The organism is Microbacterium pratiae, assembly GCF_047302165.1.
GTDB lineage: Bacteria > Actinomycetota > Actinomycetes > Actinomycetales > Microbacteriaceae > Microbacterium.
The window spans coordinates 2438601-2458628 of the sequence record NZ_CP154843.1 but is presented as its reverse complement, the minus strand read 5'-3'; the positions used below and the strand labels follow the sequence as shown (position 1 = coordinate 2458628).

At 70.5% G+C, this 20028-nt stretch carries 21 protein-coding genes; 9 read left to right on the top strand and 12 right to left on the bottom strand.

Going from position 1 to position 20028, the window contains the following annotated elements; all coding sequences use genetic code 11:
- Positions 1-94 precede the first annotated feature (94 nt).
- The gene (gene ppk2 / locus AA0Y20_RS11670; RefSeq protein ID WP_412939364.1) at positions 95-895 is read right to left on the bottom strand and encodes a polyphosphate kinase 2; all 801 of its coding nucleotides are present in this window, start codon (positions 893-895) and stop codon (positions 95-97) included.
- A 92-nt stretch (positions 896-987) separates the two neighbouring features.
- On the opposite strand from ppk2, the gene AA0Y20_RS11665 reads away from it, so the two are divergent.
- Positions 988-2595 (top strand): L-lactate permease, encoded by a 1608-nt coding sequence (locus AA0Y20_RS11665; RefSeq protein WP_412939363.1) that lies wholly within the window; start codon positions 988-990, stop codon positions 2593-2595.
- Positions 2596-2646: 51 nt separating this feature from the next.
- On the opposite strand, the gene dapD is transcribed toward AA0Y20_RS11665, so the two are convergent.
- Entirely contained in the window at positions 2647-3597 is a 951-nt protein-coding gene (gene dapD, locus AA0Y20_RS11660; protein WP_412939362.1) for a 2,3,4,5-tetrahydropyridine-2,6-dicarboxylate N-succinyltransferase, read from the bottom strand.
- 44 nt (positions 3598-3641) lie between these two features.
- Between dapD and dapE the strand changes: the two genes are divergently transcribed.
- The 3 genes from dapE (at position 3642) to AA0Y20_RS11645 (ending at position 6180) form a co-directional block, all read left to right on the top strand.
- Positions 3642-4718 (top strand): succinyl-diaminopimelate desuccinylase, encoded by a 1077-nt coding sequence (dapE, locus tag AA0Y20_RS11655; RefSeq protein ID WP_412939361.1) that lies wholly within the window; start codon positions 3642-3644, stop codon positions 4716-4718.
- Between the two features lie 10 nt (positions 4719-4728).
- A complete protein-coding gene (locus tag AA0Y20_RS11650) occupies positions 4729-5934 on the top strand; it encodes a hypothetical protein (protein WP_412939360.1) in 1206 nt (401 codons plus the stop codon).
- A 72-nt stretch (positions 5935-6006) separates the two neighbouring features.
- Positions 6007-6180 carry a DUF3117 domain-containing protein gene (locus AA0Y20_RS11645; protein WP_023950528.1) on the top strand — a complete coding sequence of 58 codons (174 nt, stop codon included), beginning with the start codon at positions 6007-6009 and terminating at the stop codon, positions 6178-6180.
- A 69-nt stretch (positions 6181-6249) separates the two neighbouring features.
- On the opposite strand, the gene AA0Y20_RS11640 is transcribed toward AA0Y20_RS11645, so the two are convergent.
- A complete protein-coding gene (locus AA0Y20_RS11640) occupies positions 6250-6885 on the bottom strand; it encodes an O-methyltransferase (RefSeq protein ID WP_412939359.1) in 636 nt (211 codons plus the stop codon).
- 71 nt (positions 6886-6956) lie between these two features.
- Here AA0Y20_RS11640 and AA0Y20_RS11635 point away from each other — a divergent pair, with 71 nt between their 5' ends.
- Complete coding sequence (locus AA0Y20_RS11635) at positions 6957-7352, top strand: Sec-independent protein translocase TatB (protein ID WP_412939358.1); 396 nt, start codon at positions 6957-6959, stop codon at positions 7350-7352.
- Here AA0Y20_RS11635 and AA0Y20_RS11630 read toward each other — a convergent pair whose 3' ends face one another.
- Genes AA0Y20_RS11630 through AA0Y20_RS11620 form a run of 3 tightly spaced genes read right to left on the bottom strand, consistent with a single transcriptional unit; the run spans position 7353 to position 10290 of the window.
- On the bottom strand, positions 7353-8489 hold the full coding sequence (locus AA0Y20_RS11630; protein WP_412939357.1) for an Mrp/NBP35 family ATP-binding protein: 1137 nt from the start codon (positions 8487-8489) through the stop codon (positions 7353-7355). It lies immediately after the preceding gene.
- Complete coding sequence (locus tag AA0Y20_RS11625) at positions 8486-9019, bottom strand: DUF1003 domain-containing protein (RefSeq protein ID WP_412939356.1); 534 nt, start codon at positions 9017-9019, stop codon at positions 8486-8488. The genes AA0Y20_RS11630 and AA0Y20_RS11625 overlap by 4 nt, the downstream gene beginning before the upstream one ends.
- Entirely contained in the window at positions 9019-10290 is a 1272-nt protein-coding gene (locus AA0Y20_RS11620; protein ID WP_412939355.1) for a magnesium transporter MgtE N-terminal domain-containing protein, read from the bottom strand. The genes AA0Y20_RS11625 and AA0Y20_RS11620 overlap by 1 nt, the downstream gene beginning before the upstream one ends.
- A 51-nt stretch (positions 10291-10341) precedes the next feature.
- Here AA0Y20_RS11620 and AA0Y20_RS11615 point away from each other — a divergent pair, with 51 nt between their 5' ends.
- Entirely contained in the window at positions 10342-11070 is a 729-nt protein-coding gene (locus tag AA0Y20_RS11615; protein ID WP_412939354.1) for a general stress protein, read from the top strand.
- A complete protein-coding gene (locus AA0Y20_RS11610; RefSeq protein WP_412939353.1) occupies positions 11067-11738 on the top strand; it encodes an alpha/beta family hydrolase in 672 nt (223 codons plus the stop codon). Before AA0Y20_RS11615 ends, AA0Y20_RS11610 begins: the two co-directional genes overlap by 4 nt.
- A gap of 16 nt (positions 11739-11754) precedes the next feature.
- Here AA0Y20_RS11610 and AA0Y20_RS11605 read toward each other — a convergent pair whose 3' ends face one another.
- The 3 genes from AA0Y20_RS11605 to AA0Y20_RS11595 all read right to left on the bottom strand — a co-directional run bounded on the left by AA0Y20_RS11605 (position 11755) and on the right by AA0Y20_RS11595 (position 16058).
- Positions 11755-13476, bottom strand: coding sequence for a gamma-glutamyltransferase family protein (locus tag AA0Y20_RS11605; RefSeq protein WP_412939759.1), 1722 nt, complete (start codon positions 13474-13476; stop codon positions 11755-11757).
- 62 nt (positions 13477-13538) lie between these two features.
- Entirely contained in the window at positions 13539-14999 is a 1461-nt protein-coding gene (locus AA0Y20_RS11600) for an aminopeptidase P family protein (protein WP_412939352.1), read from the bottom strand.
- 39 nt (positions 15000-15038) lie between these two features.
- Positions 15039-16058 (bottom strand): endonuclease/exonuclease/phosphatase family protein, encoded by a 1020-nt coding sequence (locus AA0Y20_RS11595; protein WP_412939351.1) that lies wholly within the window; start codon positions 16056-16058, stop codon positions 15039-15041.
- 58 nt (positions 16059-16116) lie between these two features.
- Between AA0Y20_RS11595 and AA0Y20_RS11590 the strand changes: the two genes are divergently transcribed.
- Positions 16117-16995 carry a PHP domain-containing protein gene (locus AA0Y20_RS11590; protein WP_412939350.1) on the top strand — a complete coding sequence of 293 codons (879 nt, stop codon included), beginning with the start codon at positions 16117-16119 and terminating at the stop codon, positions 16993-16995.
- Positions 16996-17027: 32 nt separating this feature from the next.
- On the opposite strand, the gene AA0Y20_RS11585 is transcribed toward AA0Y20_RS11590, so the two are convergent.
- Positions 17028-18509 (bottom strand): DEAD/DEAH box helicase, encoded by a 1482-nt coding sequence (locus tag AA0Y20_RS11585; protein ID WP_412939349.1) that lies wholly within the window; start codon positions 18507-18509, stop codon positions 17028-17030.
- Positions 18510-18639: 130 nt separating this feature from the next.
- Here AA0Y20_RS11585 and AA0Y20_RS11580 point away from each other — a divergent pair, with 130 nt between their 5' ends.
- Positions 18640-19356: a ferritin-like fold-containing protein gene (locus AA0Y20_RS11580; RefSeq protein WP_412939348.1), complete on the top strand. Its 717-nt coding sequence runs from the start codon at positions 18640-18642 to the stop codon at positions 19354-19356.
- 33 nt (positions 19357-19389) lie between these two features.
- Here AA0Y20_RS11580 and AA0Y20_RS11575 read toward each other — a convergent pair whose 3' ends face one another.
- Positions 19390-19680: a hypothetical protein gene (locus tag AA0Y20_RS11575; RefSeq protein WP_412939347.1), complete on the bottom strand. Its 291-nt coding sequence runs from the start codon at positions 19678-19680 to the stop codon at positions 19390-19392.
- Positions 19681-19682: 2 nt separating this feature from the next.
- Entirely contained in the window at positions 19683-19907 is a 225-nt protein-coding gene (locus tag AA0Y20_RS11570; RefSeq protein WP_412939346.1) for a DUF3107 domain-containing protein, read from the bottom strand.
- Between the last annotated feature and the right edge of the window lie 121 nt (positions 19908-20028).

Genomic DNA, 20028 nt, shown 5'->3' with positions numbered 1-20028 from the left:
CTTCGGCTCGCCACGGACGCGCGCGAACCGCGATCCGTGCCGCCCCTATCAGCCCGGCGGGGCCGGGCGGCGAGCAAGCGGGCGGGCGGGCGCGTCAGTCCTCGAGTAGCGTCGCCGCGTAGTCGGGAACGTAGCCGTCGAGCTGCTGGGGCGGCCGGTCGTATCCTCCGGACGGCGGACGCGGCGGAATCTCGATCTCAGGCCTCTCGACGACTTCATAGGGGATCTGTCCGAGCAGGTGGTGGATCATGTTGATCCGGCCCCGACGCTTGTCCTCGTTGTCGACCTCGTGCCAGCGGGCCTCCGGAATGTCCGTGTGCACGAACATCGTGTCCTTCGCTCGCGAGTAGTCCTCCCACTTGGTGATGGAGAGGACATCGTTGGGGGACAGCTTCCAGCGCCGCATCGGATCTTCGTTCCGCGACCGGAACCGCTTCTCCTGCTCGACGTCCGAGACGCTGAACCAGTACTTGAGCAACAGGATGCCGTCCTCGACGAGCATCCGCTCGAAGATCGGTGCCTGGTGCAGGAAGCGGTGGTACTCATCGCTGGTGCAATAGCCCATGACGCGCTCGACTCCGGCACGGTTGTACCACGACCGATCCATGAGGACGATCTCGCCCGCGGCGGGCAGGTGCGCGGCGTATCGCTGGAAGTACCACTGGGAGCGCTCGCGCTCGGTAGGGGCCGGCAGCGCGACGATGCGCGCGACGCGTGGATTGAGGTACTCGGCGACGCGTTTGATCGTCGAGCCCTTGCCCGCGGCATCCCGTCCCTCGAAGATGACGACGATCCGCGCTCCGGTCGTCTGGACCCAGGCCTGCATGTCGACGAGCTGCGCCTGAAGCCGTCGAAGCTCGGTTTCGTAGACCTTCTTGGGCAATCGATCTGACATCGGGCCACCTCCTGACGCGAGCATACGCCCCCTCGCGCGGGCCTCCGCGGCGGTCTAGGGTGGGCCGCGACGGACGATCAGGGGAGCGACGGATGTGGCAGCAGTCGACGGATCCGCTGGGCTCGCTCGCGCTGTCGGCGTTGGTCGCCGCGATTCCGATCGTCGTATTCCTTGTCGCGCTCGTGGGTCTGCGGCTGAGCGGCATCCTCGCCGGTGCGATCGCTCTCGTCGCGCAGCTGCTCGTCGCCGCCTTCGGCTTCGGGATGCCGTTCACCGCTGTCGGTGGTGCGGGCCTCCTCGGTCTGCTCACCGCGATCTGGCCGATCGCGTACATCATCGTCATGGCCGTGTGGCTCTACAAACTCGCCGTGGCGAGCGGCCGCTTTGACGTGATCCGCTCGTCGATCGGCGGGATCTCGACGGATCAGCGCATCCAGGTGCTGCTCATCAGCTTCGCGTTCGGCGCCTTTCTCGAAGGCGCCGCCGGTTTCGGCGTGCCCATCGCGATCTGCGCGGCGCTTCTGGTGCAGCTCGGGTTCCGTCCGCTGCGCGCCGCCATGATCTCGCTGGTCGCCAACGCTGCGGCCGGGGCATACGGTGCCATCGGCATCCCGGTCATCGTGGGCGCCCAGGTCAGCGGCCTCGAGGTGCAGGAGCTCTCTCGGGCGATGGTGCTCGTCCTCCAGCCGCTCACCCTTCTCATCCCGTTCCTGCTGGTGATCATCCTCGACGGCATTCGAGGCCTGCGGGAGACCTGGCCCGCGACGCTGCTGGTGACGATCGTGTTCAGCGGCGTCCAGGCCGGGGTGCTGTGGTTCCTCGGGCCCGAGCTGGCAGACCTGGGCGCCGGCCTCGCGGCGATGATCGCGCTCTTCCTCCTCGGCCGGGTGTGGCAACCTCGGCGCATCCATCGCGAGGTCGGCGCACCCGACCCGGAGCCGTATCAGGCCGGGCTGCGTCAGGTCGTGGCGGCGTGGAGCCCGTTCTACATCCTGACGGCGGTGATCCTGGTGTGGAGCCTTCCGGTCTTCAAGAACCTCTTCGCCGCGGGGGGACCGTTGTCGGCGCTCGTCGTCGCGGTTCCGATGCCGGGGCTCACGAGGAGCGTGACGACCCCCGACGGCGATGTCGTGACGGCGGCATGGAGCTTCACCCCGATCAATGCGACCGGAACCGCCATCCTCCTGGCGGTGATCGTGTCGTTCCTGACGACGCCCCGACTCCGTGCCGCCGACCTGGGGCTGACGTTGGCCGCGACCGTCCGAGAACTGTGGCGCGCCTTGCTGCTGATCGCGATCATCCTCGTCCTCGCGAACATCGCCAACTATTCGGGGGGTTCGGCCTCGATGGGCACGGCGCTAGCCGCGGTGGGGCCGCTCTTCCCGCTGCTCGCACCCGTCATCGGGTGGATCGGGGTCTTCCTCACCGGGTCGGTCGTGAACAACAACACGCTGTTCGCACCGTTGCAGGTCGCGACCGCCGAGCAGATCGCCGTCGATCCGGCGCTGCTCGTCGCAGCGAACACCGCCGGCGGCACCGCGGCCAAGGTCATCTCGCCTCAGTCAATCGCCATCGCGGCGGGGGCGGTCGGACTCGCGGGCCGTGAGTCCGAGATCCTGCGGGCATCGCTGTGGTACAGCCTCGGCATGCTCGCCGTCGTCTGCCTGTGGGGCGGCCTGCTGTCGGTGCTCCTGATCTGAGCGGCGGATTCGCGGCTCGGATCGGCTCAGATCAGAAGCACCGCGTCGAGATCAGGCGTGCAGGGCTTCGTTGAGCGTGACGCCGACGCCCGCGCGCCGAACGGCTTCGACGGCACCGGTGAGGGAGTTGCGGCGGAACAGGATGCCGTCTCGACCGGAGAGCTCGGCTCCCTTGACGCTCGGACGTGCGCCCGACGCGGTGGCAGGCTCGTCGGCGAGCACGATCTTCGATCCCGCGGTGACGTAGAGCCCCGCTTCGACGACGCAGTCGTCTCCGAGCGAGATGCCGATGCCTGCGTTGGCGCCGAGCAGGGTGCGGCGTCCGATCGACACCCGGTGCGCGCCACCTCCGGAAAGGGTGCCCATGATCGACGCACCACCTCCGATGTCGCTGCCATCGCCGACGACGACGCCCTGCGAGATGCGTCCTTCGACCATCGAGGCGCCCAGGGTGCCGGCGTTGAAGTTGACGAACCCTTCGTGCATCACGGTCGTTCCCGGAGCCAGGTGAGCGCCGAGGCGCACACGCGAGGCGTCGGCGATGCGCACGCCCGGGGGAGTGACGTAGTCGAGCAGCCGCGGGAACTTGTCGAGGCTGTGCACCTGGATGCCGTCGCGCTGCAGCAGCGGGCGACGGCGGGTCGCCTCGTCGGGATGCATCGGACCAGCAGTCGTCCACGCGACGATCGGGAGGTGCCCGAAGATCCCGTCGAGGTTGACCGTGTTCGGCGCCGCGAGGCCGTGCGAGAGGACGTGCAAACGCAGGTACGCATCGGGGGTCGACGCCGGCGCGGCATCGAGGTCGATCGAGACGGTGACGGCTTCGACCGTCACTCCGCGTCGCTCATCGTCTGCTGCGAGCGGCGCCCACGTGACCATCGCGGCTGCGGAATCCGCCGCCGCGGGCGTGCCGAGGGCCGGTTCCGGGAACCAGGTGTCGAGTGTCGTGCCGTCGCTGCTCGAGGTCGCGAGTCCCACGCCCCATGCCCACCGTTCGCTCATGCCTCCAGATTATCGGTGCCGCCGTCGCCGTTAGAATCGGCGGCATGCCTGAGCTCGATCTGACCGTGTCCAGCGCCGATCTGACCCGGGCCGTCTGCGACATCCCGAGCGTGTCGGACGACGAGACGACCCTCGCCGATGCCATCTTCGCGGCCGTGTCGCCCCTCGCCCACCTCGAGGTCGTCCGCGACGGTGACACGATCGTCGCCCGAACGCAGCTCGGCCGATCGCAGCGGGTCGTGATCGCCGGTCACATCGACACCGTCCCCATCAACGCGAACCTCCCCGTGCGCGAGGTCGTCGAAGACGGCGAGGAGTTCCTGTGGGGGAGAGGGACCGTCGACATGAAGGCGGGTGTCGCTGTGCAGCTGAAGCTCGCGGCGGAGCTCGTCGATCCTCGGGTCGACATCACGTGGATGTGGTACGACCACGAGGAGGTCGCGGCCGAGCTCAACGGCTTGACGCGGCTGGCGGCCAACCGCCCGGATCTGTTCGCCGGTGACTTCGCGATCCTCGGCGAGCCGTCGAACGGGCAGGTGGAGGGCGGGTGCAACGGCAACCTGCGCGCGATCGTTCGCACCCACGGGGTGCGCTCTCACAGCGCCCGCGCCTGGATCGGCGACAACGCGATCCACCACGCCGCTCCGATCCTGCAGCGTCTCGCAGAGCACACCCCCGCCGACGTCGAGGTGGAGGGGCTCGTTTACCGCGAGGGCCTGAACGCCGTCCGGATCTCCGGCGGCATCGCCGGAAACGTGATCCCGGACCTGTGCGAGGTCGAGGTCAACTATCGATTCGCGCCGAGCCGCACGCCTGACGAGGCGGTCGAGATCGTGCGTGAGTTCTTCGCGGGCTTCGAGGTCGAGGTCGTCGACCTCGCGGGCGGCGCGCGCCCCGGGCTCGACGCGCCCCTTGCCCAGGAGTTCGTGACTGCCGTCGGCGCCGAACCGCGCCCCAAGTACGGCTGGACGGATGTCGCGCGGTTCTCGGCGCTCGGCGTGCCGGCCGTCAACTACGGTCCCGGCGACCCGTCGCTCGCTCATCACGACGAGGAGCGGGTGCCGGTCGCGCAGATCCACGCCGTCGAGGAGGGCCTGCGCACGTGGCTCTCGAGTCGCTGACCATCAACGCATGAGATTGCTGCGTCGCGCCGCGGTCGCGCTGCCCCCTGCCGCCGCGATCGCGCTCGTCTACCTCGTCTCGCGCGCGGTGACGACGGCTTTTCTGATCAGCGCCGCCGAACTGAGCGGCCCGCAGTCGCGGTTCGGTGCCGATGCGACGCTCGGCAGTCTCACGATGGGGTGGGATGCGCAGTGGTACTGGCTGATCGCATTCAGCGGATATCCCGCCGAGCTCCCGCTCGACGCCGCCGGGCACGTCGCCCAGAACGCGTGGGCTTTCATGCCGGTGTATCCCGTCATCACCGGTGCCGTGGGCTGGGTCGCCGGGGGCTTCCCGGTCGCGGCGCCGCTGGTCTCGGCCGCCGCCGGGTACCTCGCCTGTCTCGTCCTGTTTGCCCTGCTGCGGCGGCGAATCGGCCGGGCCGCGGCGATTTGGGCGGTGGCCTTCTTCAGCTTCGCGGGCCCGATGGCGGCGCTGTTCCAGCTCGGCTATGCAGAAGCGCTCTTCCAGCTCTGGCTGCTCCTCGGCCTGCTCGCGGTGGAGCGCCGCCGCTGGTGGTGGCTGTACCTCTGGATCCCGCTGATGGCCTTCACCCGGCCGGGCGTCCTCGCCTTCTCGCTCATGCTCGCGCTCTACGGACTCTGGCGCTGGTCGCGGCGACGGCTCGACGAGCTGCGGCCGCGTGAGATCGGCCACATCGTGGCCAACGGGATGCTCGCCGCGGTCTGCGGTTTCGCCTGGCCCGTCATCACCGGTCTCGTCACCGGAGCGCCCGACGCCTACCTGCAGACCGAGCTCGCCTGGCGACGATCGTGGATCGGCGATCACGGCGGCTTCGTGCCTTTCGAGGGCACGGTTCAAGCGGCCGTCCTGTGGTCCGGCATCTGGGGCGTGCCCGCTGTCGTGTGCCTCGCCGGTCTGACGGCGATCGTGGCCCTCGTGACGCTGCTGATCGTCGCCGATCGTCGGGTGCGGCGGCTGGGGATGCCGATCCGGCTCTGGTCCGGCGCATACCTGCTCTACCTGCTCGCGGTGTTCTTCCCGCAGTCGAGCACCTTCCGGCTGCTCGTCCCCCTCTCGCCGCTCTGGGGTGCCCTCGCGCTGCCCCGTTCGCGCTGGTGGCGGGTCGGTGTGCTGCTGCTGGGGATGGCCGCGCAATGGTGGTGGATCTACGCGATGTATGCCCTCGGCAGCACCTTCGCTCAGATTCCCTGAGGTGGCGTCCGCGCCGTGCCTGCGTCGCACGATAAACTCTTCAGGTAGTCCTCATGACGAAAGGGAGCCGCGATGGCAGCCATGAAGCCGCGAACCGGAGACGGACCGATGGAGGCCGTGAAGGAGGGGCGCCTGATCATCGTGCGTGTCCCCCTCGAAGGCGGAGGGCGTCTGGTCGTCTCGGTCAATGATGAAGAGGCCAAGGAACTCCACAGCGTGCTGAGCGGAGTCGTCGGCGCCGCCTGACGACGATGCCACCGGAAACGGCCGGTCCCGACGGGGCCGGCCGTTTCGTGTCGATGGACGTGGTCGCCCTCAGGCGGACGCCGCCGTCGTGAGCTGCAGGAGTCCTTCGCCGACGATCGAGAGGGCGCCGAGCACGGCGGGAGACGACTGCGTCTCGTGGATGAGGGAGCGATACGCGCGGGTGACCTCGTCGCGACGGACGGGGTCGGCGACGGCTCCGCCGGCCAGCACCCGGGGAACGAGCACCATTCCGCCCGGCCTGACGAGCCGCAGGCCGTGCTCGACGTACTCGATGACGCCGTCGGCATCCGCATCGACGAGCACGATGTCGTACGACGCCTCGTTCATGCGGGGAAGCACATCGGCCGCGCGGCCCGTGATGAAGCGCGCCCGTGCCGGCGGGATCCTCGCTTCGGTGAACGACTGCCGTGCGACGGCGAGATGCTCGGGTTCGATGTCGATCGTCGTCAGCGTGGCACGCGGCGACCCGTGCAGGAGCCAGAGGGCGGACACGCCGCCGCCGGTGCCGATCTCGACGATGTTGAGAGCGCCCGTCGCTGCGGCGAGGACGGCGCACTGCGCACCCACCGGAGGACTGATCGGGGCCGCGCCGATCTCGAGGGCGTGTGCACGCGCGCGAGCGATGTGCTCGGGCTCCACCGTCGCCTCCATCGCGAACCTGCGGATCGCTTCCTGATCACCCATTCGTTCCTCCTGGCTCCAGCGTAGGCGTGCGCATGGCTCCGGCTGCTGAGGCGCACGGGTAATCTGGGGTCATGTTCTTCGGCCTAGACGGGGACAAGCTCATCCTCATCGGGGTCGCCGCTGTCCTGCTCCTCGGACCCGAGCGCCTTCCGCAGCTCGCCGAGATGCTCGCGCGGTTCACGGTGCGGGCCCGCGACTGGGTCAACGGCGCGAAGGACCGCGTCAAAGACGAGATGGGCGAGGACTTCTCCGACGTCGAGTGGCGCAAGCTCGACCCCCGACAGTACGACCCGCGGCGGATCATCCGCGACGCCCTTCTCGAGGACGCGCCCGTCCCGACCGTGCGTGCGGCCGCGGCAGGCGCCGCCATCAGCACGGCGACCGCCGTGGGAATGGATGCCGCGGGCGAAGCGGCCATGCGATTCGAGCGCGGAGCTGTCGTCCCGTTCGACGACGAGGCGACCTGATCAGCCGACCCGCAGCGGCAGCGGGCGACCGCTGAGCTTGCGCCCGCCGTGCGCGATGCGCTCCGCGATGCGGGAGATCTCCGCAGCGGCAGGGTCGTCCGGGTGCGCGACGACGACGGGAACTCCGCTGTCGGCGTCACTGCGCAACACCGGGCTGAGCGGCACGGAGCCGAGCATCGGCACCGGCTGATCGGCCGACAGCGCGTCCGCGACCCGCGTCCCGCCGCCGCTGCCGAAGAGGTCGAGGGACGTCCCGTCGGGAAGCATCATCGCCGACATGTTCTCGATCACCCCGATGACCCGCTGGCCCGTCTGCCGAGCGACCAGGCCGCTGCGCACGGCGACATCGGCCGCGGCGGTCTGCGGAGTCGTGACGACGACGACGTCGGCGTGGGGGAGCAGCTGGCCGACGCTGATGGCGACGTCGCCGGTTCCGGGGGGCATATCGATGAGGAGCACGTCGATGTCACCGAAGAACACGTCGGTGAGGAACTGCGAGACGGTGCGGTGCAACATCGGTCCGCGCCAGGCGACGGCACCGGGGGTCTTCTGATCGCGGGGGAGGAACATGCCGATCGAGATCGTGCGCACGTCGTGGGCGATCGGCGGGATCATGAGGCCGTCGATACGCGTGGGCTGCGGCGGCAGGCCGTCTGCGTCGACGAGACCGAGCAGCGCGGGAATGGAGAACCCGTGCACGTCCGCGTCGACGAGCCCGACGGCGAGGCCGCGTCGGGCGAGCGCGACGGCGAGGTTGGCGGTGAGCGTCGATTTGCCGACGCCGCCCTTGCCGCTCGTGATGGCGATGACGCGCGTGAGCGAATCGGGGCCGAACGGGTTGTCGCGGGCCGCTCTGCCGCCGCGCAGACGCTCCGTCAGCGCTGCACGCTCCGTCGGCGTCATGACGCCGACGTCGACAGACACGCTCTCGATGCCCGGCGCCGACAGCGCCGCGTTCCGGACGTCGCGCTCGATCCGATCGGCCGCGGGGCAGCCGACGATCGTCAGGGCGATGCCGACGCGAGCGTGGCCGTCGTCGACGGTGATGTCGCGCACCATGTCGAGCTCGCCGAGGGGCTTGCGCAGCTCCGGGTCGCGCACCGCCGCGACGGCTGCGCGGACGGCGTCCGCCGTCATCGCGGGTCCGGCCGCTCGTCGGACTCGAGGCGGTCGAGTGCCGTCCGCAGCTCGGCGCGCAGCGTCTCCTTCGTCACGAGTCCGTCGGTCAGGTCCGAGATCGCCATGCGCAGCGCGACGACCTCGCGGGCGAGGTACTCGGTGTCGGCGAGGTTGCGCTCCGCGCGCTGACGGTCCTGCTCGATCTGCACCCGGTCGCGGTCGTCCTGACGGTTCTGCGCGAGCAGGATCAGAGGTGCGGCGTACGAAGCCTGAAGCGACAGCATCAGTGTCAGTGCCGTGAACCCGTTGGCCGCCGAGTCGAATCGGAGCGAGACGGGCATCAGCGTGTTCCAGGCGAGCCAGGCCGCGCAGAAGAGCGAGAGCGCGACGAGGAAGCCCGGGGTGCCCATCGCCCGTGCGATCCACTCGGTGAAGCGGCCGAAGCGATCGCGCGACGGTTGCGACGTGCGCTGGCCGAGCACACCGCTGACTCCGCTGCGGCGACCGCGGGGGGCCTCGAGCGAGGGCGTCTTCGACGAGCGGGGCATCAGCGACGTCCCCGCATCGCCGCGGCGTCCTGCGGCTCGACGTCCTGCGACCGCCAGTCGTCGGGAAGAAGGTGATCGAGCACGTCGTCGACGCTCACGACGCCGACGAGTCGGCGGGCCTGGTCGACGACGGGAACGGAGACGAGGTTGTAGCTGGCGAGCATGCGCGCCACCTCCGCCGCGGACGACGAGGCGGCGACCGGATCGACCGTGTCGTCGATGATCGCGCCGAGCCGCTCGTGCGGGGGGTAGCGCAGCATCCGCTGGAAGTGCACTGTTCCCAGAAGCCGGCCCGTCGGCGTCTCGTACGGCGGCAGCGTCACGAAGACGGATGCTGCGAGCGCAGGGTGCAGCTCGTGCCGGCGGATGAGTGCGAGCGCCTCGGCCACCGTCGCCTCGGCCGACAGCACGATCGGATCGCTCGTCATCAGACCGCCCGCCGTGTCGGGGCCGTACTCGAGCAGTGCGCGGACGTCCTCGGCCTCTTCGGGCTCCATGAGGTCGAGGAGCTGCTCGATGCGTCCCTCGGGCAGCTGACCGAGGAGGTCTGCGGCGTCGTCGGGTTCCATCGCGTCGAGGATGTCGGCCGCGCGCTCGTCGCCGAGTCGCTCGAGGATGTGCACCTGCTCGTCCTCGGGCATCTCCTCGAGAGCGTCCGCGAGCCGGTCGTCGGGGAGCTCCTCGGCCACCTCGAGCAGCCGCTCCTCGGGAAGATCGAGCAGCGTGTTCGCGAGGTCTGCGGGCTTGAGCTCCGAGTAGGTCGCCACCAGCTGCTCGGCCGACTGCGCGGTCCCTGCGGACTGGTCTTCGCGGACATCGCCCCACGAGGCGAACGTCGTCGGACCTTTCGCGAACGGCGAGGCGCTCGTCTTGGGCCTGCGGAGGAACAGCTGCCCGATGTCCCATTCGCCGAGCCGGTTGCGCTCGATCGCGACATCCTCGATCACGGCACCTCCCGATCCGTCGCGGAGATACACCTTGCGTCCCAGGAGCTCGGCCATGACGCGCACCTCGCCGCCGCGCTGCTGGAACCGCCGGACGTTGATGAGGCCGGTCGTGATGACCTGTCCGGTCGCGATCGAGGTCACCCGGCCGATGGAGAGGAACACATTGCGCCGGCCCGGGATCTCGACGACGAGGCCGATGACGCGCGGAGGGTCCGATTTGCGGAAGATGACGACCACGTCGCGGACTTTGCCGAGACGGTCGCCGGCGGGATCGAACACGACGCACCCGACCAGGCGCGCGACGAAAACCCTCTGCGTACTCACCGCTCCAGCGTAGTCGGCGACCGCCGAGGCGGCCCGTGACAGAATGACGGAATGAGCATGATGGGCGGGACGCCCGCGATCACGGGTGAGAAGGTCGCCGAGTACGCCTCGTACGAGGCCGCGCAGAAAGCGGTGTCGACACTCATCTCGGCCGACATCCCGGCCCGTGAGATCGCGATCGTCGGCTACGGCCTCCGGTCGGTCGAGACCGTGACCGGTCGGCTCGGCTACGCGACCGCGGCGCGCACGGGCGCGATCAACGGCGTCCTCCTGGGCTTGATCTTCTCGCTCATCTTCGTCTTCGGCACACCGGATGCCGCTATCCAGCTCTTCCTCGGGGTGATGCTCGTCGGCGTCGCGATCGGCATGATGATGAGCCTCGTGATGTTCGCCCTCGTACGCCGTCGGCGCGATTTCGCCTCCGTCACGCAGGTCGTCGCCGAGCACTACGAGGTCACGGTGCAGGCGGGCAGCATCCACCGCGCTCGGGGCGCGCTGAACGTCACCCCGGCACGTCCGGCCGCGCCCGCCACTCCCGTCCCGGATGGACCGCCCCGTTACGGGGAACGCATCGACCCCGCGCCCGCTCCATCGGGCGATCGACCCGCCCCCGGCCCCGCGGCCCCCGTCGACACGCCCGCGCCGCCGACAGGAGCCTCCGAGCCCGGAGGCGCGGGCGCACCGCTGCCGCCTGCCGTAGGACCGGTACCCGGTGGCGAGGCACCCGGTCCCCAGGCTCCGGGCACACCCGAGCCCCCGGCGATCGACCCGCAGCGATGATCGACGCGGTCCCGGTCGATCTCGCCTCCGGGACCGTCGAGCTGCCGCTGCTGCACGACCGCTCCGATGACGCTCGTGCGGTGATGCTTCTCGCTCACGGAGCGGGAGCCGGGCCGGAGCATCCGTTCCTCGCCGGTTTCGCACGAGCCGCCGCGGCGTCGGGGATGAGCGTCATCCGCTTCCCGTTCCCGTACGTGCTGGCGGGCCGCAGGCTCCCCGGGCCTGCACGCGACGCCGTCGATTCCTGGGTCGCGGTGTTCCGCGCGGCCGTCGACGCGCATCCCGGTGCGCCCATCGTGGCGGCCGGGAAGTCGTACGGCGGCCGTATGGCGTCGATGGCCGCTGCCGCCGACGCGATCGATCCGGCACTCCTGATCTACCTCGGGTACCCGCTCCACGCGCCCGGCAGACCCGACCGCCCGCGCGCCGCGCACCTGCCCGCGGTCGCAGCGCCGCAGGTGTTCGTGTCGGGGACCCGAGACCCGTTCGTCGAACCGGTCGCCGATCTCGAGGCGGTCGTCGACACGTGCGTGGACGCCGAGCTGCTATGGGTGGAGGGCGCACGCCATTCGTTCGAAGTCGCGGGGCGGAAACGCGACGCCGACGAGATCGGCGTCCGCACGGCCGAACTGGTCGTACCGACGGCGCTGGGCCGCCTGTTCGATTGACGGTGGTCGTCCGAGATCACCGGCCGGCTGCGTAGCCCTGCATCCCGCGCGGGTTCGCGGCGGCCCAGAGCAGTCCGCGGGAACGATCGATGCCGACGGCGGAGAGGCGTCCGAGGGCCCACGGACCGACCTGCGTCACGTCGTGCCCCCGCGACCGGAGGCCGGCGGCGACCTCTTCGCCGAGGCGATCCTCCATCACCACTCCCGCCGGAGTCCAGGTCCGGGGCCAGAAGGAATCGATCATCGCCGTCGTGTGCAGCGTGGGCGCGTCGATCGCCGCCTGGGCGTCCCAGCCTCCCACGAGCATCCGGAGCAGCATCGGCAGCTGCCACTGGTCCTGCTGGTCGCCACCGGGCGTCCCCATCGCGATGTCGGTGCGGTCTCCCGTCATCACGAGTGTCGGCGAGAGCGTCGTGCGGGGGCGCGCGCCCGGGCGCAACGCGGCCGGGGACGTCTCGTCGAGCCAGGTCATCTGCAAGCGGGTGCCCAGTGCGAAACCGAGCTCGGGGATCGTGGGAGAGGACTGCAGCCAGCCGCCGGACGGCGTCACCGAGATGATGTTGCCCCAGCGGTCGACGACATCGATGTGGCAGGTGTCGCCTCGCGTGTCGCCCGCCCGACCGACCGTCGGTTCGCCCGTACCGGCGACGCTGGTGCCGTCCGGATGCACGAGCGGGGGGCGATACGGGGCACGATCCGAGAGGGAGCCCGGGCGCCATTCGTGCGATGCCTCCGGCGCCAGCTGTGCGCGCCGCTCGGTCAGGAAGGCGGGGCTGAGGATCTCGGCGACGGCGCTGTCATCGCCGAAGTGCGCGTCACGGTCGGCGAGGGCGAGCTTGAGTGCCTCGATGATCGTGTGAGCACCCTCGGGCGTGGCAGGGTCGATGCGATCGTCGGGGAGCGGGTCGAGCAGCGCGAGCGCCTCGAGCAGCGCCGGTCCCTGCGTCCACGCCCCCGCCTTGACGACCCGACGTCCGCGGAAGACGGTCGTCAGGGGTTCCTCGTAGCCGGCGGAGAAGGCCGCGAAGTCGTCCGCGGTGATGACCCCCGCGTGGCGGCCGCCTGTGGAATGGCGGTGGGGTCGTGCGACGAACGCCTCGGTGGCGCGGGCGACCGAGCCGGTCTGCCACTCCGAACGTGCCGCCTCGATGCGGTCGCGTCGGCTGTCGGCGGAGTGTCCCGCCTGAGCCAGGCTCTCCAGCACCCGCGCGAGTGCGGGGTTGCGGAACACGTCGCCGGCCCGGGGAACGCGGCCACCGGGCAGCCAGAGGTCGGCTGAGGTGTGCCATTCGTCGCGGAAGAGCGGGGCGACACGCTCGATCGTGGCCGCGGCCGATGCGAGCAGCGGATGGCCGTCGCGGGCATAGCCGATCGCGAAGTCGAGGACGTCGGCGAGCTCCCACGTGCCGTAGTCGCGGAGCAGCACCAGCCATGCGTCGACCGCGCCCGGCACTGCGGCTGCCAATGCTCCCGCGCCCGGAACGGTGTCGAGGCCCTCGGAGCGGTAGTGCTCGATCGTCGCCCGTTGCGGCGCGGGTCCCTGTCCCATCAGCACCCGGGGCGATTCGTCGCTCGCGGCATGGAAGAGCCCGACGAGGTCGCCGCCCGGACCGTTCAGGTGGGGTTCCACGACCTGCAGGACGAAACCGCCCGCGACGGCGGCGTCGAAGGCATTGCCGCCACGCTCGAGAACGGCCTGCGCCGTGCCGGTCGCAAGCCAGTGGGTGGCGGCGGCCATGCCGAAGGTGCCCGTCAGCAGCGGGCGCGTCCTCTGCGCGGGAGGGGTCGAGAACGAGCCGCTCACGAGGTCGAGCGCGCGATCCAGGCCTCGACCTCGTCCGCCGTGCGCGGGATGTCGGCCGACAGGTTGACCGGGCCGCTCTCGGTCATCAGGATGTCGTCCTCGATGCGGACGCCGATGCCGCGATACTCCTCGGGCACGGTGAGATCGTCGATCTGGAAGTACAGGCCGGGCTCGATCGTGAACACCATCCCGGGCTCGAGAACGCCGTCGTAGTACATCTCTCGGCGCGCCTGTGCACAGTCGTGCACATCGATGCCCAGATGGTGGCTCGTGCCGTGCACCATGTAACGCCGGTGCTGACCTCCGCGGTCGGCATCGAGCGCCTCGTCCGCCGTCACGGGGAGCAGCCCCCACTCGGCGACGCGGGCGGCGATGACCGACATGGCCGCCTCGTGGATCGAGCGGAACGTCACGCCGGGCCGAGCAGCCGCGAACGCGGTGTCGGCGGCCTCGCGCACCGTCTCGTAGATGCGTCGCTGGATCTCGGTGAACCGGCCGGAGACGGGAATCGTGCGCGTGATGTCCGCCGTGTAGAGGCTGTCGATCTCGACGCCCGCGTCGATCAGGATCAGATCACCGGGCACCACCGGCCCGTCGTTGCGGGTCCAGTGCAGGTAGCAGGCGTGCGGGCCCGACGCGGCGATCGTGTCGTAGCCTTCGCCGTTGCCGTCCGTCCGCGCCCGCAGGTGGAAGAGGCCTTCGACGACACGCTCGCCCCGAGGCGTGGCGACGATACGGGGGAGGTCCGAGACGATGTCGTCGAAGCCGCGGGCGGTCGCGGCGACAGCGAGACGCATCTGCTCGACTTCGTACTCGTCCTTCGTGAGGCGAAGCTCCGACACCGCACGGGTCAGGTCGGGGTCGGCTTCGAGCACGAGGTCGTCCGCGCGCAGCTCCACGTCGGCCAGGTGGGCGGTCGCGATGCCGAGGTCGACGGCGACGTCGTCGAGCGCGGGTCGCGGCCCGATCCAGAACTCTCCGACCGCGGCGTCGGCGTAGAACTCCGGCGTCGTCCGGTCGGCACGGTCGCGGAGGTAGAGAGTGACGTCGTGCCCCGCGGCGGTGGGCTCGAAGACGAGCACCGAGTCTGGCACGGCGTCGCTGCCCCAACCCGTCAGGTGCGAGAAGGCGGAGTGCGCCCGGAACGGGTAGTCCGTGTCGTTCGAACGCTGCTTCAGCGACCCCGCCGGGATGACGAGGCGGCGGCCACGGAACTCGCGGGACAGCCGCTCGCGCCGCTCGGCGGCGAACTGAGCCGCCTCGCGAGTTGCCGGTGACGCCTCCACGCGCGGTGCCCATCCCTGCGAGATGGTGTCGAGGAAGCCCTGCGGGAACGGCTGGCGGCGGTTGGTGTTCTCGGCGGGGGCCTCGGACACGGTCGTCTCGGTGCTGGTCTTCTCGGCGCCGGTCTTCTCGGTGCCGGTCGTGTCGGTTCCCGCGGTCTGGCTCGTGCTCATGGCTCCAGTCTCGCATCCGCCACGGTCCGTCGGCACGGTTCAGCGCCGCGTGTACTGCACCACCAGGGGACGATGGTCGCTGCCCGAGTCATCGAGAGATGAAATGACGACGGACCCTTCAGGCTGCCACGATGCGGTCGCCATGATGTGGTCGATCGGTGCGCCCAGCGGAGCCGGCACGTCCGTCGGCCAGGTGCCGATCCCGCCGTTGCCGGTGGCCCGCGCGGCGTCATGGCAGCGCCCGAGGTCGGCGTCGTCGACTCCGAGACGTGCCATGTGGTCGAGCGTCGCGTTGAAGTCGCCCGCCATGATGACGTCATCCGACGCGCATTGGTCTGCCAGCCACTGGAGGTCGCTGCGCCAGCTCGCCATCTCGTCGGGACGCGGGGCGACCGCGTGCACGGCCACGACCACCGGTCCGTCACCGTCGACGGGCATGGCTACGGCACTCGGGACGATCGTCGTGTTGCTCGTTCCCGCGGCCTCGGATTCGATGACCGAGTACTCGCCGAGCTCGGGCGAGATCAGGAGCGCCGTGGAGTTGGCATCCCAGCTGTCCGGGCCCTCATAGCTGTCGACGTGGGCCCACATCGGGCGTCCGCGCTCACGCATCGCGACGGCGACCGCGCGCCCGGTGTCCATCGTCGTCTCGGGCAGTGCCACGATGTCGGCCTGCATGGCCACCGCGGTCTCGGCGATGGTCTCGGCGTCCGTCGCCGGGCCGGCGGTGTTCCAGGTCATGACCCGGATGCTGTCGTCCGTCTTCGGCGGCAGCGTCTCGGCGCCGAGCCCGCGGACCGCGAGCGTGCCGGCCCCGCCCACCGCGGCGACGAGCGAGACGAGAGTCACCCAGAGGCAGAACGCGCGGATGCGGCGCCCCAGCGAGAGGAGGAGGAAGAGGAGGCCGATGCCGACGAACGCGCCGATCAGCAGCGGGCGCAGAGCGACGAGCTGGGCGAAGGGGAACTCCCGCTCGAGTCGGAGCAGCTCGGGCCAGGTGACCACGACGGCAGCCGCTGCGAACAGGGCCACCACGAGGGCTCCGAACACGCGCTTCACGCCTCGACTCTATGAGAGCGAGCCTGGACGATCGCCGGGCACGGCTACGCTGTGGAGGATGGGAACGGCAGAGCGCGCACGGGGCTTCCGCGGGCCCAGCGACCTGCATCTGCACTCGATCCGATCAGACGGCACGGAACCGCCCGCAGGCGTCGTGCAGGCTGCGCATCATGCCGGGTTGCGGACGATCGCGCTGACCGACCACGACACGACCGCTGGGTGGGCGGAGGCCGCCGAGGCGACCGCGTCGCTCGACATGACGTTCCTGCCCGGCATGGAGCTCAGCGCGCGGCACGAATGGCGGACGGTCCATCTGCTCGCCTATCTCTTCGACCCGGATCACCCGCGGCTGCGTGCCGAGATGGAGCGCATCCGCGAGGACCGGGTCGGCCGCGCCGAGCGGATCGTCCGGAGCATCGCGCGCTCGCACGACCTGACGTGGGACGACGTGCTCGCGCAGACGGGTGCGGGCGCGACGGTGGGGAGGCCGCACATCGCGGACGCCCTCGTCGCGCGGGGGCTCGCTGCCGACCGTGCGGCCGCGTTCGCCGGCATCCTGCATCCCAGTCAGGGGCACTTCACCCCGCACTACGCGCCCGACCCCGTCGCCGCCGTCGAGCTCGTCGTCGCAGCCGGGGGAGTACCCATCCTGGCGCACCCGTCGCCGAGCGGACGCGAGCGGATGATGCCCCCCGCCGTGCTCCGTGAGCTCGTCGCACACGGCCTCGCCGGCTTCGAGGTGGAGCACCGGGAGAACACGGCGGACGGCAAGCGCGCCCTGCGCGCGATCGCCGCCGACCTCGACCTGATCGTGACGGGCTCGAGCGACTACCACGGTCTCGGGAAGCCCAATCAGCCGGGCGAGAACACCACCGACGACGAGATGGTCGAGCGGATCATCGCCCGCGGAAGCGGAACGGCGCCCGTCTACGCATAGACGGGCGCCGTTCCGGGCGCCGGACCCGGCTCTCAGCCGGCGGCGGGAGGGGTGCTCGCCGAGCCCCCGGAACCGCCGCGGCGACGACGTCGCCGGCGAGGCGAGGTCTTGCCGTCGCGGTGCTCGGCACCGCCGCCGTCGTGTGTGCCGGCGCCGGCATCGGCCGATTCGGGTGACGTCCCCCCGGTGGCGGCGGCTGTGGCGGTGGCGGTGGCGGTGGCCGTAGGAGCGCCGTCACCCGAACCGCGCGAGCGGCGACGGCGCGGACGCTTGGCGTCGCCTTCGGCCGCGCCGGACGGGACCGTCTTCACGCTCTGGGTCGTGGGCAGCTTGCGCAGTCGTCCCTTGCTTCCCGCGGGGATGTTCAGATCCTCGAAGAGGTGCGGGCTCGACGAGTAGGTCTCGACCGGCTCGGGCTGACCGAACTCGAGCGCCCGGTTGATGAGCGCCCACTTGTGCAGGTCCTCCCAGTCGACGAAGGTCACGGCGACACCGGTGTTGCCGGCTCGACCGGTCCGACCCGCGCGGTGCAGGTAGGTCTTCTCGTCGTCGGGGATGGTGTGGTTGATGACGTGCGTGACGTCGTTGACGTCGATACCGCGGGCGGCCACGTCAGTGGCGATCAGCACGTCCTTCTTGCCGGCCTTGAACGCGGCCATGGAGCGCTCGCGCGCCTCCTGGCTCATGTCGCCGTGCACGGCGGCGGCGTTGAAGCCGCGGTCGCCCAGCTCGTCGACGAGCTTCTGGGCGGCCCGCTTCGTCCGCGTGAAGATGACGGCCTTCTCGCGCCCCTCGGCCTGCAGGATGCGGGCGATGACCTCGTCCTTGTCGAGCGAGTGCGCGCGGTAGACGAGGTGCTTGATGTTCGCCTGCGTGAGTCCCTCGTCGGGGTCGTTGGCGCGCATGTGGATGGGGTTCGACATGAAGCGACGCGCGAGGGCGACGATCGGGCCGGGCATGGTCGCCGAGAACAGCTGCGTGTGACGGACCGCGGGCACTTTCGAGAAGATCTTCTCGATGTCGGCGAGGAAGCCGAGGTCGAGCATCTTGTCGGCCTCGTCGAGCACGACCTCGGTCGCGTTCGACAGGTCGAGGAGCCGCTGGCCCGCGAGGTCGATCAGGCGGCCCGGGGTGCCGACGACGATCTGGGCGCCGGCCTTGAGCTGGTCGATCTGCCCCTCGTAGGCCTTGCCGCCGTAGATCGCCACGACGCTCGTCGAGCGGTTGCGCGTGAGCATGTCCATGTCCTCGAAGACCTGGACGGCGAGCTCACGCGTGGGGACGACGATCAGCGCCTTGACGCCGGGTGCGGGGTCGAGTCCCAGACGCTGAACGACGGGGATGCCGAACCCGAAGGTCTTGCCGGTTCCCGTCTTGGCCTGGCCGATGATGTCCTGGCCGGGAAGGCCCAGCGGGATCGTCTGCTCCTGGATGGGGAAGGCATCGACGATGCCCTTCTCGGCGAGAGCGTCGACGATGTCCTGATCGACGCCGAGATCAGCGAATGTGGTCATGGATGACGTGCCTGTCTGGCGGTGAGAAGCCGCCGGTGATGGGAGTCCACGCCCTTCACTCAGCCACAGGCGCGGGGCCCCGGTCCGATGCCGGGGCGCGTCCAGCCTACCGCGACCCTAGGCTGGAGCCGTGGTGAGCTGGTTCTTCAAGCGCAAGCGTCCCGTCGGCCGCACCCTGCGGCTGCGATCCCGAGGGGACTACGGCGATGTCCGTCGTGTCGACTTCGAGGAGCTGGCTCCCGACGTCGACACCTTCCTCGGTCAGGCCGCGTATCTGCAGCTCGGCTACTTCGAGACTCTGAGCGACCTCATCGCGTCGACCCCCGAGCTCTCGCAGAAGGAGTCCCTGTCGCTCGCAGCGGGCACGGCGTTGCTCAAACACCGCGAGCTCGTCGGCGTGATCCGTGATCGTGGCGCCGATCCGCTCGAGCTGATGCTGCCGTTCCGCGAGCCGCTCGACGCGTTCCGCCGCGCGACCCACGGCGCCCGACCGCTCGAGACGATGCTCTCGGTGCATCTGACCGCCGGGATGCTGGACGACTTCTACCTCGCGCTGTCCGCGAGCTACGGCGACACGGGTCGTCAGGTCGCAGTCATCCTGCGGGCTCACGACGACCGCAGCGCCCTGGTGCGCATCATCACGGACGCGATCGCCGCCGACGAGCAGTGGCGGGGGCTGCTGTCGCTGTGGGGGCGACGGCTCGTCGGCGATACGTTGCTGATCGCACGCGCTGCACTGCGCTCGACGTCGCTCGAGCCCGCCAACGAGAAGCGGGTCGAGCCCACTTACGCGGACGTCATGGCGGCGCACTCGCGCCGAATGGCGGCGATGGGCCTCGAAGCCTGAGGGGCCCTGCCCGCGAAGCGGGTCTCGTGCCGGTCAGGCGATGCGCAGGCGCCGGCGTTCTTCGGCGTCCGCTCGCGCCCGCGTGCGGGTCACCAGCACGAGGACGGCGGGGACGACGACAGCCGGTGCTGCGATCGACGCCACCCAGATGACCGGGTTGTCGAACGCGAGCCCGGCCCAGGTCAGGATCGTCCACACGACGCCGCCGATGACAGCCCCGAGGACAGGCGCCACTGCGGCGCCCCGCGCTTCGCGCCCGCGGACGAGGAACTCGGCCGCGAGCCCGATCGCGGCCCCGAGGATGAGCGCCAGGACGATCTGCACGATCAGGCCACGAAGCCCACGCGGCGCGTCTGGTCGGTTCCGACCTCGACGAAGGCGATGCCGGCGGTCGGGACGATGTAGGAGCTTCCCTTCGCGTCGGTCAGCTCGACGAACGGAGCGCCGGAGGCGAGGGCTTCGGAGACGGTCGCGCGAACCGCGTCCGCCGACTCGTCGGACTCGAGGCTGAGCTCGCGGCCGGTGTTCGCGATGCCGATACGGATCTCCACGGATTCATCCTCCTCCGCGCCCGTGCCTCGGGCGCTCTTCGACTCTACGACACCGCCCGGGCGGGGATGCCGGTGCGGTCACGCCCTGGGCGAACGCTCGCGGTGAACCGATGTCGGCGGC